The organism is Acinetobacter uliginosus (assembly GCF_044130295.1).
GTDB lineage: Bacteria > Pseudomonadota > Gammaproteobacteria > Pseudomonadales > Moraxellaceae > Acinetobacter.
In genome coordinates this window covers 1-15046 of record NZ_JBIQOC010000005.1, presented here as the reverse complement: position 1 = coordinate 15046, position 15046 = coordinate 1, and the positions used below count along the sequence as shown (strand labels likewise).

Genomic DNA, 15046 nt, shown 5'->3' with positions numbered 1-15046 from the left:
AGGGTGCTTATTTCATTATTTTTAACAAGAATAAGAACAGGGTGGCATTTACGAGAAAAATAGTCTTAAACTTATACAAAAAAAATATAAAAAAATGTTGATTTTTTATTTAAAAATTAAAATATGGTGAATATATGCGCTAGATGTAGATTTTGTTATATCTAAATGTTATATATCGGTTAATATACTTTTCAAGAGAATCTGCTTTTAGACTCGGTAATATGTTTCAGTTCATTCATCAACAAAAAGATTTAGAAGATATTCTGCACTTGATGGGGCAGACATCCATTTATGGATTGGATACCGAATTCATCAAGGTGGATACTCTTTGGCCTAAACTCGGTGTATTTCAAATTAATGTTGCGGATCGGGTTTTTTTACTTGATGGCACAAGTTTAGACCTGTCGGCATTCTGGAAAAAATTGTTTCAGGCCCAGCAGAATATTTTCCATGCCTGCAGTGAAGATATTGATTTAATTTATCATTACTCACAGCAAAAAAGCCTAAGCAATGTTTTTGATACCCAGATTGGCATGTCTTTTTTAGGCCATGGGCTACAGGTAAGCTATCAAAATGCGTTAAAGCACATGCTGGATGTGGACATTGATAAAGACCAGACCCGATCTGACTGGTTGGCGCGTCCGTTAAGCTCGGAGCAACTCACCTATGCGGCGAATGACGTACTATATTTAATGAATCTATCGAATAAAATCCAGCAGGAATTAGGCGATAAGCACTTACTGGATTTTGCCCTGGAAGATTGCCGTCATCTGACCCATGAAATTGGTCAGGAAACACCGCTAGAGTTGCTTTATCACGATATTGGAAACTACCGGCATTCACGCCGTCAATTGATGCAGTTGCAACAACTGGCTGTGTGGCGCGAACAGATGGTCAAAGCCTTGAATTATCCTCGCAGCTTTATTCTGAAAAATTCTACCCTGATTGATCTGGTGGAAAAAAATCCGCGTAATCATTTCCAGTTGTCCAGCATTAAGGATATCCGTCAAAATATTGTGCGTGAATATGGTAAAACCATTCTGGACCTACTTAAATTTTTGCCTGAACAGGCAGAATGGCCACTGCGTATGGCACGTCCAATTCGTCACTCATCCAAAGAAATTGGTGAAAGAGTGGAGAATGTCATTCAGGCTGTGGTACAAGAAACTACTGTACCTAAAGAAGTATTGATGCGTAAAAAATGGCTTAATGCACTATATCAGCATGTGGTATTTCATAATGATGAACAGGATTTGCCCGCTTATCTGCTCGGTTGGCGCTATGATGTTCTGACCAAGCCACTGATTGATGTGTTACATGCAGATGAAAGTTATCTGTCTACGCAAATGAAAGTGATGGACTAATTTTTAACCATTTTGTTCAAAGAATTAACATTTACACACAATCACGACTGATGCGTTAATAATCACTAATGTATCGGTCTTTTTTTTAATGTATGCTTTGTGCTGAGTTTTATGAGTCCTGTTTCAACTATGCACTGTTCAATTTTTAAATCTAGCAAAAAAGATGAAATGTATCTTTACATCGCCCGTCCAGAAACTTCTGAGAATGAAGCTGAGGCAGTAAATCCGCTGGAAATCTTGCCAGAAGCGATGCGTGTTGCATTTGGTCGTGCAACTTTTGTTATGGATTTGGAGTTAACCGAAAGCCGTAAACTGGCGCGTGTCAATGTATTACATGTGATTGACTCTATTGAAACCAAAGGTTTCTTTATTCAAGTCCCTCCAGAAGGATTAATCAATCCGAATGCGGTTGCACCCGAAGGGCTGCGTGGTGCTTAAAGGCTAATCAGGAGTTGTAACGATGAATAGTTTTTTTTCACTACTAGATTCAATTCCTGAAGATAGCATTGCCGTCACGGTATATCTGCTAGGAAGCGTGATTATTCTTTGGGCCTGGTATGTTATTGCAAAACGTTTGCCTAAGCCGCTAGGTGGAATGACATGGCTCATCGGCTTTGCTATTTTACTCACGCCGACAGTTTCTGAAGGAAATAATGCTGCTATCGCTCCGGCTTTTTTTGGACTGCTATTTGGTCTTTTAACCAAAGAAAAAGCTTTGGTCTGGACCAATGCTTCTCTCATTCTCTTTGTGATCGGGCTTGGCCTGATCATTGGCGCTTTATGGTCAAAATATATGGCCAACAAAGCAAAGTTTGTCGCAAACAACAATAGTTCACCACTTTAAATAAAACAATAAGGTTAAATCATGTCTGTGGATACTCAACAATTTCTTGGTACAGATCAGTACATTGCGACTGATAGTTTAAAACTTGCCGTTAAAGCGGCACGTAGCTTGCAAAAGCCGCTTTTGGTTAAAGGTGAGCCGGGCACAGGTAAAACCCTACTTGCCGAACAAGTCGCAGAAAGCTTGGGACTGAAGCTGCTGACCTGGCATATCAAGTCCACCACGAAAGCCCAGCAAGGCCTGTATGAATACGATGCTGTATCCCGTTTGCGTGATAGCCAGTTAGGTGATGATCGTGTTTATGATATTAAAAACTACATCAAGCCTGGAAAATTGTGGGAAGCGTTCACCAGTGAACAACGCTGTGTCTTGTTGATTGATGAAATTGATAAAGCAGACATCGAGTTTCCGAATGACTTATTGCATGAACTCGACAAAATGTCGTTTTTTGTTTATGAAACAGGGGAAACCATCACGGCGACACAGCGTCCTATCGTGATTATTACTTCAAATAATGAAAAAGAACTGCCAGATGCATTCTTGCGCCGCTGTTTCTTCCATTATATTGAATTCCCTGATGAAGCGACCATGCGTGAAATTATTGACGTGCATTTCCCGCAAGTGTCTGCAGCTTTGGTCAATGAAGCTTTACAGGTCTTCTTCAAGCTTCGCCAGATTCCAGGCTTAAAGAAACCACCATCCACCTCTGAGTTGATTGACTGGTTAAGCTTGCTGATGGCAGATGACATGCCTGAAGATATTTTACGCAAGCATGACAAATCCAAGGCGATTCCCCCCCTATATGGTGCATTGATTAAAAACGAGCAAGATGTCCAGTTGCTTGAACGTTTAGCCTTTATGTCGCGTCGCTAAGGGAGAAACACGCATGTTTGTGCGATTGTTTTATACCTTACGCAAATACGGTGTGCCAGTATCAACCCGTGAACTGATTGATCTGAATGAAGCTGTAGCTTCAGGCTTGGTGTTTGCCAATCAGGAAGAGTTCTATGAACTCGCAAAAACGGTTATGGTTAAAGATGAGCGTTTCTTTGACAAGTTTGACCGAGCCATGAAAGATTACTTTGATGGCATCTCCACTTTTGATCTGGATGATTTGCTTAATCAGGTGCATAAGTTACCAAAAGACTGGTTTGATCTGGAACTTCTGGAAAAGCATCTCACGCCTGAGCAGCGGGAAGAACTGAAAAAAGCCGGCTCACTGGAAGAGCTGATGAAGATGCTGGAAGAGCGTCTTCGTGAGCAGCACAAGAAGCATCAAGGCGGTAACAAGATGATTGGTACCGGTGGCACTTCACCCTTTGGGGCGTATGGTGATCATCCTGAAGGTGTGCGTATTGGTGGGCCGGGACGTAAACGTTCTGCGGTTAAGGTTTGGGAACAGCGTAAATACCAAAACCTGGATGATGAACAGATTTTAGGTACACGGCAAATGCAAATGGCACTCCGCCGTTTACGCAAGTTTGCCCGTCAAGGCGCAGCTGAAGAGCTTGATATTAACAGCACGATTCGTGAAACCGCCAAGCAAGGGATTTTAGATGTACAGCTGGTTCCGGAACGTCGCAACCGTATTAAAGTGCTGATGTTGTTCGATGTTGGTGGGTCGATGGACTCGTATATCGCTGAATGTGAAAAACTGTTCAGCGCGGCCAAAACCGAATTTAAAACTTTAGAATATTTTTATTTTCATAACTGTTTGTATGACTATGTCTGGAAAGACAATATCCGCCGTTCTAATACCCGCATGAATACCTGGGATTTATTCAATACTTATGGGCGCGACTATCGGGTAATTGTGGTAGGGGATGCCAGTATGGCACCTTATGAGCTGAACTCAGTGGGTGGTTCTGTTGAATATATGAATGATGAAGCAGGTAATGTCTGGTTACAGCATTTACGTCAACATTTTGAAAAGACGGCCTGGCTTAATCCAGAACAAGACAGTTATTGGCATTACACCCATACCATTGGTCAGATCAAACAAATCTTTGAAGATCATATGTATCCCATGACCTTAAAGGGCGTGGAAGACATGACAAAATATTTGGCTCGTTAAACGCATTGAAATTAAATGCGTTCTTTTTAAATGAAGGAATTGAAAATGGATCATCAAATTAATGGCATCCCATTACCCAATGAAGAAGGTTTCTTTGGACAATATGGTGGTCAGTTTATTCCGCCTCATTTAAAAGAAGCGATGGATGAAATTAATGTCGCGTATGAGCAAATTCGCCATACTGCAGAATTCCAGAATGAACTAGCCGATTTATTTGCCAACTATGTGGGTCGTCCAAGTCCGCTGTTTCATGCCAAGCGTTTGTCTGACCAATTGGGTGGAGCGCAAATTTACCTGAAACGTGAAGATTTAAACCATACTGGTGCACATAAGATTAACCATTGCCTAGGCGAAGCTTTACTTGCCAAATACATGGGTAAGAAAAAAGTCATTGCTGAAACCGGTGCAGGCCAGCATGGTGTAGCTCTTGCAACTGCATGTGCCTTAGTCGGTATTCCATGTGAAATTCATATGGGACAGGTAGATATTGAAAAAGAACATCCGAACGTGGTGAAGATGAAGATCTTGGGTGCCAACCTGATTTCTGTTACCCGTGGTACGGCAACATTAAAAGATGCGGTAGACAGCGCGTTTGAAGAATATCTCAAAGATCCGAAAAACTTTATTTATGCGATTGGTTCAGTGGTTGGTCCACATCCATTCCCGAAAATGGTGCGTGACTTTCAGGCAATTATTGGTGATGAAATTAAAGTTCAGACCAATGACCGTTTTGGTTCAAACCCGGATTATATCGTAGCTTGTGTTGGTGGTGGCTCGAATGCCATGGGTGCCTTTTCTGCATTTTTAAACGATGCCGATGTAAAACTTGTTGGGGTGGAACCAGCAGGCCATGGTCTGGATACTACGATGCACTCAGCTACCCTGACTTTGGGTAAACCGAGCCAGCTTCACGGAATGGCATGTTATGTCCTTGAAGATGAACAAGGTGAGCCTTTGCCGGTACACTCGATTGCTTCAGGTCTGGATTATCCGGGCGTAGGTCCACAGCACAGCTTGTTGAAAGACTTGGGTCGTGTGGAATATACCACAGCAACAGACCAGGAATGCCTGGATGCTTTTATGACACTTTCACGTGTAGAGGGAATTGTTCCTGCACTTGAAAGTTCTCATGCAGTCGCCTGGGCTTTGCGTGAAGCACCCAAAATGGCAAAAGATGTGAAAATTGTCGTGAATGTTTCGGGTCGTGGCGATAAAGACTCGGATTATGTGGCAGAAAAATTAGGCTTGAACTAATTATAAAATCTCTCTCTTACATCATATGTGCTCATTTTTTTAAAGAAGGTTTCTTTTTCCATCTTTATAAGAGATAGCTAAAGTCTCTCTTTATGAAAGGGAGCTTTAAAGGGATTAAAAAAACCTCTCATTTCGAGAGGTTTTTTAATGTGCTTGAAATCTTAACTGGCGATATATTGCTGCAATTGATCGATGAGTTTGCGCTGATCTTCCATTACGGCTTTGACCAAATCACCAATCGAGATTAACCCTACCAGTTTTGAATTTTCAACTACAGGAAGATGACGTAAATGGCGATCAGTCATTAAACTTAAACAGTCTTCAACACTGGTGGATTTAGTCACGGTCAGTACTTTAGTAGTCATGATTTCACCGACTGTCGTTTCTTTAGAGGTCCGTTCCATCAACGTCACTTTACGCATGTAATCACGTTCAGAAAGAATACCGACCACTTTCTCTTGATCAGTCACGACCAGTGCACCAATGCCTTTATCTGCCATAAGCGAAATTGCTTCAAGTACCGTTGATTCTGGATCAATCGTAAAAATGGTTTTATCAATTTTATCGTGAATAACTTGTGCAACATTAGTCATTTATTATCATCCTTTTTGTTCCTTATTTGACATTAAACTTAGCGCGAAATCAGAAAAATGCAAATACTTTTCAGGTCATTAATAAAAATTTACATTTCTCTGAATTTCACTTTTAATATTTGCCGCAAACCCTCAAGCAGATTGTAAAGATTCAGCAAAAAAGAAATGCCGCATCTGTTGTGTGGTCAATTTAAATTTTTGGCTAGATGAATTACAAAGTGCAGGGGTAACATTTAAACGAGTGAGTGTTGGTAACAGCAAGTCCTGAAAATCCGCTGAAGTAATTTTACGCGGCATATAATTTGGCCAATGATGTTCGGCATATTTTTGTGCCTGTAGGCCGTTTAGCCAAAAGGGAAAAATAAAATCTTCATGATCAGACATCATGGCCCAACCCTGCTGATGATATAAACCCCACAGTACACCACAATACATCATAGATTTTAAAATCGTGATCTTAAAAAATAAGTCTTTAGGAATAGGCTGTAATGAATTAATTTGATTCATACCCGAATACATGTAGTGAATTCAGCAGTTATTGTAAGGAATGAAGATGAAAGTTCAGTGTAAGCTTTGAGAAACTATGTAAATAAATATGTATTTAGAAAGAGAAGGCATTAAAAAACGCCACCTTGGTGACGTTTTATTAGGCTTGCATCGTGGCCAGCTTCTGCCAATATTGTGCTTTGAGTGAGTCGCGTTCTACTCGGAAACCTTGATAATAAAGTTCTGCTAAAAATAAGGCAGCCTTACCATGTCCGGCACGAGCCACTTCTTCCAGTTTTTGAACTGCATCTGCAAAATTCATTTGAGACTGAATTGTATTGACTGCATCTGCATATGCATGTTCTAAGTCTTGATGAGAGATTTGTTGAATCATATTAAACTCCTTATTGTAATTATGATTGCTAGATAGACTAATAAGTTTGTCTTGATACCAATTTAACTAGCTATTGTTAAATTAATATTACATCGCACCTAAATTGTCAAACAATATCTATGGGCTATATTATTAAATTCAAGGTTACATGATTAAACAATATACAAAATGATTTTTGCTTAGTATGTTAATGAGAGTTTGAAAATATAAGGAGAATAATATGACAAAAACATTAGATGGTTTTACATTCGATTTGCCTCCTACTGTAGATCAAATCATTGAACTTGCACATCAGCATCGTAAAAATTTAGATGAAGCCATTTTCCATCAGGAAATTCACTTGGGTAATTATTGTTTGGCACAGCGTAAAAGAGTTTATGATTTTACTCGCCAGCTTGATATACAGCAACGTGAGGATTTTTATAGTATCTATAATGGTGAGTTGCTGCGCATAGCTGATGATGATGAACTGCATCCCGTGCATGCTGAAAGAGGAGTGGGGGCTTTTGCAATTCTAGTGGTATTAGTGATTATCGCACTGGTGCTTTACTTTGCAGTAATCCGGAATGTCATTGTCTAATCGCTGAATTGATTTGCTTGATTTCTGTGGTAAATATGGCGAAATTGAGCAAATCTGCTTGTACTTCTTTATGCTGCATCCTACACTACCTTGAATTCGAGGTAGGTTATGCATAGCGCTGTACAGAAAATTGTTCAATTAAAATCTCAAATAAAGCTGGAAGATATTTATAACGGATTTGTCGTTACAATCATTGCCATTATTCTGATTCTTGCTTTTATTGCCCTGCATCGTCCCATTACTGTTAAACAATTTGAAAATGTAGTACAACTTTCAGCTCAAGCCAATTATCCGGCGACCCAAGAAATGGCCCTGCTCTTGATACAGCAACCTCAGATTCCTTATGCACAATATTTCAAATTGATGCAAGCGCATCATCTGGAGATGACACAGGCTCATCAGTTACCTCCTTTGCAGGCGGAGCAATAATTGTTTTAGGGATTGGCTCAACCGAAGGCGTGTTTGAGTGAACTTGGGGACTTAAATCTTGTTTAAGTGTTGTCTCCAGCGCGGCTTTGTCTAATTTATCATTGACCACAATAATAGTGAGGCATTCAGGATGCAGATGTTTTTGAAGGGCATTCTGAACATCTTGCAAGGTAATTTTTTCTAATAATTTGGGATAATTGCTCAGGTAGTCAGCGGGCTGATTGTAAAATCCTAGCGAACCTAACTGTGCATTGATACTGGCATTACTACTATAATTATTTGGAAAAGCGCGTAACATCCCGGCCTTGGTTTCTTCCAGCTGTTTTGGGTTAATAGGTTGGCTGACAAAATTGATCAAGGTCTGATGAGCAACCTGTATGCTGTCGAGCAACTGGTCTTGTCGGGTGGAATAACTAAAACTAAAAGTTCCGGGAGCCTGACTAAATGAAAATGAACTATAAGCTCCATAGGTAAAACCGCGCTTAACCCGTAGTTCTTTCATTAAGATAGAATTAAAACCACTTCGCCCAAACATCTGGTTGGCCACTTCTAGGGCGAGTCGATCCGGATCAAAATGTGTAGGGCCCAGTTGTCCCATCATCACATGTGCCTGACTGGAGTTAAACTTGATATGGCGAATATCAAAACCTGAGTTATCGACTGGTTGAGCTAGAGGTCTAGCTTTTTCTCCGTGTTTTATGTTCAGCAAGTTGCTGTGCCTGTTTGGGACTGAGTTGACCGGTAATGGCAATATTCAGGTTCTGTGCTACCAAAAATTGTTCCTTAAACTGCTGTAATTGTGCCGGTGTGATTTTGCTAATACTGCGCTGAGTCCCGGTAATGGGTTCGGCATAGGCATGTTTTCCATATAAAGCACGGTAAAACAGGATATTCATCATGCGGCCAGGGCTTTCCTGGATCTGTTTCTGGCCTACTTGAGTATTGCTTAATACCAGATTGATACTGGATTTTTTAAAGGTGGAATGGTTGAGTACTTCCAGCAGCATGGCTATAGCCGGTTCAAGTTTTTTAGGCTCAGACAATACCCGTAATTTTACAATAAACATGTCCCGATACGCCTGAGCACTAAATCGTGCCCCTACATTTTCAAAAATATGGGCAATTTCATTGGCCGTATATTTTTCTGTTCCTTCATCAATTAATTTTGCTGCCATATTAGCAATACCAAATAAACCTGGTGCGATTTCTTCATCCCGGGCCGAGCCTGCATTAAAGGTCAGCTGAATATCAACCATAGGTAAATCCTGTGATTCTACAAATAGCGTACGAATTTGATATCTGTTTTTTAGCTCATGCACATAGGGGGCGTGGAATTGATTTTGTGGATGGGTGATTTTCAAGCTTTGTAACAGGGGGATTGATTTCAGCTGTGTTGAATAGTCATCGGGGAGAGTATTTAAATCAATTTCAGCACTTGCCGCTTGAACCCAGATCATCATAGAAACAAAGATAAGGCGAGAATGCAGCTTGAACATAGCAAATTCCACTATTGGGTTTTATTTTCAGGAAAAAGGTATAAGGTGCTCAAATTGTCACGGCTGAAATAAATATTCGCTATGCGTTGTATATCTTGCGGAGTGACAGTTTCAAAATGTTTGGGCAGTTCATCCATCAAGCGAAAACTTAAACCGTTAATCTCCAGATTGCCGATCATCTGGGCTTGTCCGGCAATGTCATCCTGACTATAGACTAAATTGGAGACATATCTAGCTGTCACTCGCTTGATTTCTGTGGGTTTGACCAGCTCCGTTTTGAGCAGCTCAATTTCAGCTTGAATGGCTTGTTCTGCCTCTGGCAAACTCAATCCGTCTATAGGCAAGGCTGAAATACTCAATAAGCTATCTCCGCGGCTATAAGGATCGTAAGATACACTGACCGAGGTTAATATTTTTTTGTCCCGCACCAGATTATCTTGCAGTCGTGAAGAAATTCCACTGTCCAAGATGTTCTTGATGATGGTTAAGGCATAAGCATCTTGCGGATTTTTGGCTGTGACCAGTGAGCGCACGTTCCAGGTCATAAACAGGTTGGGTACTTTCACAGGAAAATTCAATTCCATATGGCGATAACCGATATGGTCAAATTCTAATACGTCATTGCGTGGCGGGGTTTTTCTGACAGGGATATCGGCAAAATACTTTTGTACTTGCAGCAAGGTTTGTTCAGTGTCGACATCACCGACAATCACAAGGAGGGCATTATTGGGGCTATACCAGTCACGATACCATTTTTTGATATCTTCAAGCTGGATGTTTTGCAGATTTTTCATGTGGCCAATCACCGGTTGGCGATAATGGCTGGTTGGATAGGTGATCCATTTAAAACGTTCGAAAGCTAAAGATCTAGTGTACGTAAGCGCCGTTCTTCCATCACCACTTTAATTTCAGGGTCAAAATCCTGCTGGCGTAACAGCAAATTGCTCATCCGGTCTGCTTCAAGTTCTAAAGCCAGGGGGTAAATAGGTTTTAGGGTAAAGCTGGTAATAATTGGTGTAATTGGTAAAAGTTGAAGCATTGATGCGTCCACCATACATACGGCTTAAGCGGGTAAATTCATCATCGGGAACTTTTTGCATACCTTTAAACATCATATGTTCCAGTACATGCGAAATGCCTAATAAGTTCCCCGATTCATCGCTGCTGCCTACCCGGTACCAGATTTGCGTCATGACCATAGGAGAACGGTGATCTTTCCGAATAATTACTTTTAAACCATTTTTGAGTGTAGTTTCAAAGGTCGTAGGTGTCAGTTTACTGCGAGTCTCTGCATGTACCCAGCCACTTTGAAGCATCAATAAAGCCAATGTGAGCGTTAAAACTGGATTTTTAAAAAAAGACGGCTTTAAAAAAAGTGGGTAGCTGCTTTCGAGCACAAGCTTTACCCCCAGTCATAAATTATATTTATGATCATTTTCAGAGACTTTTGCTTGAAAGCAAAGGTTAAGTTGTTGGTTTTTGGTGTGTTCAGTGTCTATTGGAAAACGCAGGACAAAACTATGCTAGAATCCTTGTTTTTTAACGCTATGCTTTTCAAGGATTCGGCATGCAACAGCAATCTAATGGGCAAAATAAATTTTTGATTGATGCTGATATCGGGGATGACGATGTCACTTTACCGAATTTACCCGCGGTAAATATCCCTATTGTTGAAACTCAAAATAAACAAGCTACTGTTTCTGCGCCTGTAGCCACAGAAACCGAGCAAACAGAAATAGAGCAAGGCGCTACGTCTAAAGGTGGCTTTTTTAGCCGCATGAAAGAAGGCTTGACCAAAACCCGTAAAAACCTTGCCGATGGTATGGTCAACATTCTCATTGGTGGTAAAGAAATCGATGATGAATTGCTGGAAGAAGTGGAAGAGCAATTACTGGTTGCAGATATTGGTGTAGATGCAACCAAAACCATTATTGCTAACTTAACAGAGCGTACTGCGCGTGGTGATCTGATTTATTCACATTCGCTTTATAAAGCGTTGCAAGAAGAATTGGTGGCATTGCTTGCTCCGCGTGTTAAGCCTTTACATATTGATCCAAATAAAAAACCATTTGTGATTTTGGTGGTAGGGGTTAATGGCGTGGGTAAAACCACTACGATTGGTAAGTTGGCAAAACGTTTGCAAGGCGAAGGCAAAAAAGTCATGCTGGCTGCGGGCGATACCTTCCGTGCTGCAGCAACAGAACAATTACAAATTTGGGGCGAACGCAACAATATTTCAGTGGTTGCACAGGGTCATGGTGCAGACAGTGCATCCGTCATTTTTGATGCTTTTGAAAGTGCACGTGCCAAAGGCGTGGATGTGCTGATTGCTGATACTGCGGGTCGTTTGCATAACAAAGGTCATTTAATGCAAGAGTTGACCAAAGTAAAACGCGTGATGCAAAAAATTGATGCGACAGCACCGCATGAAATTATGCTGGTGGTGGATGCGGGTACTGGTCAAAATGCAATTAATCAGGTTGAAATGTTTGATGAAGCTGTTGGCTTGACAGGACTCACCATTACCAAGCTCGATGGCACGGCTAAAGGCGGGGTGCTATTTAATATTGCCAGCCGTACCCATGTACCTATCCGCTTTATTGGTGTGGGCGAGAAAATTGATGATTTACGTCCATTCTCGGCAAAAGCATTTGTTGCTGCACTCTTTGAAACTGAAAAGTAAAATGCGTTATATTTCACACAAACTCCGCTAAATGCGGAGTTTGTTATTTTAGTAGTAATTGTTTGATTTAAAAAACAACATTTAAAAATCCATGATCCAAAGAACTCTCTTATAAAACCGTTAGAATATGAAAAAATCTTAAAAGCTTTAGCATTCTTATTGGGGAGTACTGTTGTGGCATTATTAGAGAAAATTGGTCATGTCCTTACCACAGATATCACCAAAGAATTAAAATTTAAAAAAAGAGCTGTTGAAGAGGTGAATGAATTAACATTTGTTGATCAATTAAAAAAACGTCGCAGTATTTATGTTCTAGGAAGAAAGGTTCATTTTAGCCAGGCCTATTTGGCAGAGTTGATTCAAGAGGCTGTGCGAAGCTGTCCATCTGCATTAAATTGTCAAAGTTCTAGAATTGTGGTGTTGTTTGGTGATTCCCATAAGCAATTTTGGGAAATTGTCAAAGAAGTGCAACGTAAACTAGTCGCCGTACATGTATTCGCCGGTACAGCAATGAAAATAGATCAATGCATGGCAGGGTATGGAACGGTACTGTTCTATGAAGATCAGAACATTATTCAAAAATTGCAAAAGAAAATTCCTTTTAATGCTGATGATTTTCCAATCTGGTCAGAACAGACATCGGGTATGGCGCAATATGCAGTATGGACAGCCTTGGCTGATTCAGGCATCGGTGCCTGTTTGCAGCATTATAATCCGAGTATAGATACGGCAGTTGCGGAACATTTTCACATTAATGAATCTTGGTTGCTGCGAGCACAGCTGGTTTTTGGTTCCATTGAACAAGAGGTAGAGATTAAAAAAGAACCTCAAAATGCTGAACGATTTAGAATTCTGAATTAATCTGATCGTGATATCAATAAAGCATTTTTTATAGGTGCTTTATTGTTTTATATCGGTTGAAAATCAACTATAAAACTATTCTATAAATAAAACACAATGTCACTTTTTTAATTGCGGAATACTTCTAAAATTAACATAAGATCAATATATTCTAATTACGGTTATTAAAATTCCAAGAAGGTGAGCCATGTCATTTTTAGCCCATATGAAACAACGCCGTACTATTTATGCAATTGGTCAAAACGTTCCGATCGCAGCTGATCAAATCGAAGAGATTATTAAAGAGGTAGTACGAAATAGCCCTTCTGCTTTCAATTCACAAACTTCACGTATCGTGACCCTATATGGAGAATCACATGCGAAATTCTGGAGTATCGTACGTGAAACATTACGTAAAATTGTGCCAGAAGATTCATTTGCAAGTACTAATGCAAAAATTAACAGTTTTGCAGCCGGTTATGGCACGGTACTGTTTTTTGAAGATCAGGATGCGGTAAAATCTCTCCAAGAACAATTCCCCTTATATGCTGAGCATTTTCCAGCATGGTCAGAGCATTCGACTGGCATTGCACAGTTTGCTGTATGGGCATCATTGGCAGAACAGCATATTGGTGCTTCCTTGCAGCATTACAATCCCGTGATTGATGATGAAGTGGCAGCCACCTTCGATATCCCTGAAAACTGGAAATTACGTGCCGAATTGGTGTTTGGTTCAATTGAAGTACCAGCGGGAGAAAAAACATTTCTTGATGATAGTATCCGTTTCAAAAGATTTGACTGATCAATGTTTTACTTAAGTCAAGTTAAGAGAGTGCTGAAATGGCACTCTTTTTATTGATAAAGTGAATGATAGATAAATCAATTAAGCTGCAAAGCTTATCTCAACAAAGTCTTGAAAATACAGCTGTATTAAAAATAGCATTGTCATAAAATTGTCATTTGTTAATTGCATAGTGCAATTTATTTTTAATATTCAAAGAAGAGATAGTGGGATGAGCCTAAAATTAACTTTTGCTGCAGCTGCATTGATGGTAAGTAGTGCTGCATTTTCAGCCGTTACTATTTCAGCACCAGAAGAAATTAAAATTCTAGCGGTGAATGATCAGGAAGTTAATACGGGATTATTTCGTGCCAAGAACAATCAATACAAAGTTGATGCAGGTATTAGCAATATTAGTATGCGTTACACCCAGTATTTTGAACATTTGAATGGTGAACATGATATTGTGAAATCATCTGTGGTGACTGTCCGCACGCCCATTTTGCAAGATGGTGAAGAATATCGACTGGACCTGATCAATGCGCCAGCAAATTTTGAAGCTGCAAAAAAATATGCTGAACAACCTGTGGTGGCATTGTTTGATAAAAATAATCAGATGCTGGTGCAGCAAGTAGGTGCAAACACAGAACAAAAACCATGGTTAGGACAAGGTATATTTTCAAAAACTACAGATTTGACTCAAAAGAAAACAGCTTTGCAGAATCAGCCAGCACCTATATATACACAAGCAGCCGTGCAATCAAAAATGGTGGCAGCTACTTCTAGTGAGTCGTTAACTTCAGGAGTAACTGCTGATCAGCAACTGATTCAATTATGGCAAAAAGCAAATAAAGCAGAACGTCAGAAGTTTATGTCATGGCTAGCAGAGCATTCCAATTAATAAATCTCAATAAAACCAGCGTAAAGCTGGTTTTATTATTTTGAGAAGGACGAATAAAAATTAAAATGGTAAAAATTATCTAAAAAATGAATGTTGCAATGTGTAAAAAACACTCAAAATAGTCTTTAAATATGCTAAAAATACCTTATTGGGTTAAAAAACAAACACTCGAATGTAAAATTATAGAAAATTCTATAATAGAGGTTGTGTTGATTTAAAAACTCTATAGAATACGCTGCATCCCGACGCGATACAGCAAACGAACTTAGCTGAACAGGTTAAGTTGTTGAATGTTTATTGCGTTATATTTTCTACTGACGAGGTAGG

15 protein-coding genes and 2 pseudogenes are annotated in these 15046 nt (G+C 39.9%); 12 read left to right on the top strand and 5 right to left on the bottom strand.

The window, feature by feature from the left end; translation table 11 throughout:
• Nucleotides 1-221 precede the first annotated feature (221 nt).
• From ACE01T_RS01885 to trpB, 6 genes are all read left to right on the top strand, one after another.
• The gene (locus ACE01T_RS01885; protein ID WP_166168416.1) at nt 222-1364 is read left to right on the top strand and encodes a ribonuclease D; all 1143 of its coding nucleotides are present in this window, start codon (nt 222-224) and stop codon (nt 1362-1364) included.
• Between the two features lie 129 nt (nt 1365-1493).
• Nucleotides 1494-1802, top strand: a complete 309-nt coding sequence (locus tag ACE01T_RS01880; RefSeq protein ID WP_086196300.1) for a YcgL domain-containing protein — start codon at nt 1494-1496, stop codon at nt 1800-1802.
• A gap of 22 nt (nt 1803-1824) precedes the next feature.
• Entirely contained in the window at nt 1825-2208 is a 384-nt protein-coding gene (locus tag ACE01T_RS01875; protein WP_086196299.1) for a hypothetical protein, read from the top strand.
• 21 nt (nt 2209-2229) lie between these two features.
• Nucleotides 2230-3081 (top strand): AAA family ATPase, encoded by an 852-nt coding sequence (locus ACE01T_RS01870; protein ID WP_180044321.1) that lies wholly within the window; start codon nt 2230-2232, stop codon nt 3079-3081.
• Nucleotides 3082-3094: 13 nt separating this feature from the next.
• Nucleotides 3095-4282, top strand: a complete 1188-nt coding sequence (locus ACE01T_RS01865) for a vWA domain-containing protein (protein WP_395518639.1) — start codon at nt 3095-3097, stop codon at nt 4280-4282.
• Between the two features lie 45 nt (nt 4283-4327).
• The gene (trpB, locus tag ACE01T_RS01860; protein ID WP_180044317.1) at nt 4328-5536 is read left to right on the top strand and encodes a tryptophan synthase subunit beta; all 1209 of its coding nucleotides are present in this window, start codon (nt 4328-4330) and stop codon (nt 5534-5536) included.
• A gap of 161 nt (nt 5537-5697) precedes the next feature.
• Here the strand turns inward: trpB and ACE01T_RS01855 are convergent, their stop codons facing one another.
• The 3 genes from ACE01T_RS01855 to ACE01T_RS01845 all read right to left on the bottom strand — a co-directional run bounded on the left by ACE01T_RS01855 (nt 5698) and on the right by ACE01T_RS01845 (nt 7009).
• Nucleotides 5698-6129: a CBS domain-containing protein gene (locus tag ACE01T_RS01855; RefSeq protein WP_180044315.1), complete on the bottom strand. Its 432-nt coding sequence runs from the start codon at nt 6127-6129 to the stop codon at nt 5698-5700.
• 132 nt (nt 6130-6261) lie between these two features.
• The gene (locus tag ACE01T_RS01850) at nt 6262-6636 is read right to left on the bottom strand and encodes a DUF2750 domain-containing protein (protein WP_180044314.1); all 375 of its coding nucleotides are present in this window, start codon (nt 6634-6636) and stop codon (nt 6262-6264) included.
• Between the two features lie 139 nt (nt 6637-6775).
• Nucleotides 6776-7009, bottom strand: a complete 234-nt coding sequence (locus ACE01T_RS01845) for an SEL1-like repeat protein (protein WP_086196293.1) — start codon at nt 7007-7009, stop codon at nt 6776-6778.
• A 220-nt stretch (nt 7010-7229) separates the two neighbouring features.
• On the opposite strand from ACE01T_RS01845, the gene ACE01T_RS01840 reads away from it, so the two are divergent.
• A complete protein-coding gene (locus tag ACE01T_RS01840) occupies nt 7230-7589 on the top strand; it encodes a hypothetical protein (RefSeq protein ID WP_086196292.1) in 360 nt (119 codons plus the stop codon).
• A gap of 108 nt (nt 7590-7697) precedes the next feature.
• Nucleotides 7698-8018, top strand: a complete 321-nt coding sequence (locus ACE01T_RS01835) for a hypothetical protein (protein WP_166168437.1) — start codon at nt 7698-7700, stop codon at nt 8016-8018.
• Here ACE01T_RS01835 and ACE01T_RS01830 read toward each other — a convergent pair.
• Together ACE01T_RS01830 and ACE01T_RS01825 are read right to left on the bottom strand one after the other, a co-directional pair.
• Nucleotides 7945-9514: pseudogene (locus tag ACE01T_RS01830) on the bottom strand (M16 family metallopeptidase). The gene ACE01T_RS01835 and the pseudogene ACE01T_RS01830 sit on opposite strands and share 74 nt — an antisense overlap.
• Before the next feature lie 11 nt (nt 9515-9525).
• Nucleotides 9526-10830: pseudogene (locus tag ACE01T_RS01825) on the bottom strand (M16 family metallopeptidase).
• 251 nt (nt 10831-11081) lie between these two features.
• Here ACE01T_RS01825 and ftsY point away from each other — a divergent pair.
• From ftsY to ACE01T_RS01805, 4 genes are all read left to right on the top strand, one after another.
• On the top strand, nt 11082-12197 hold the full coding sequence (gene ftsY / locus ACE01T_RS01820) for a signal recognition particle-docking protein FtsY (RefSeq protein WP_180044312.1): 1116 nt from the start codon (nt 11082-11084) through the stop codon (nt 12195-12197).
• A gap of 174 nt (nt 12198-12371) precedes the next feature.
• Nucleotides 12372-13058 carry a nitroreductase family protein gene (locus ACE01T_RS01815; protein ID WP_180044310.1) on the top strand — a complete coding sequence of 229 codons (687 nt, stop codon included), beginning with the start codon at nt 12372-12374 and terminating at the stop codon, nt 13056-13058.
• A gap of 187 nt (nt 13059-13245) precedes the next feature.
• The gene (locus tag ACE01T_RS01810; RefSeq protein WP_180082833.1) at nt 13246-13839 is read left to right on the top strand and encodes a nitroreductase family protein; all 594 of its coding nucleotides are present in this window, start codon (nt 13246-13248) and stop codon (nt 13837-13839) included.
• Between the two features lie 211 nt (nt 13840-14050).
• Nucleotides 14051-14719: a DUF2057 family protein gene (locus ACE01T_RS01805; protein ID WP_166168456.1), complete on the top strand. Its 669-nt coding sequence runs from the start codon at nt 14051-14053 to the stop codon at nt 14717-14719.
• Nucleotides 14720-15046 lie beyond the last annotated feature (327 nt).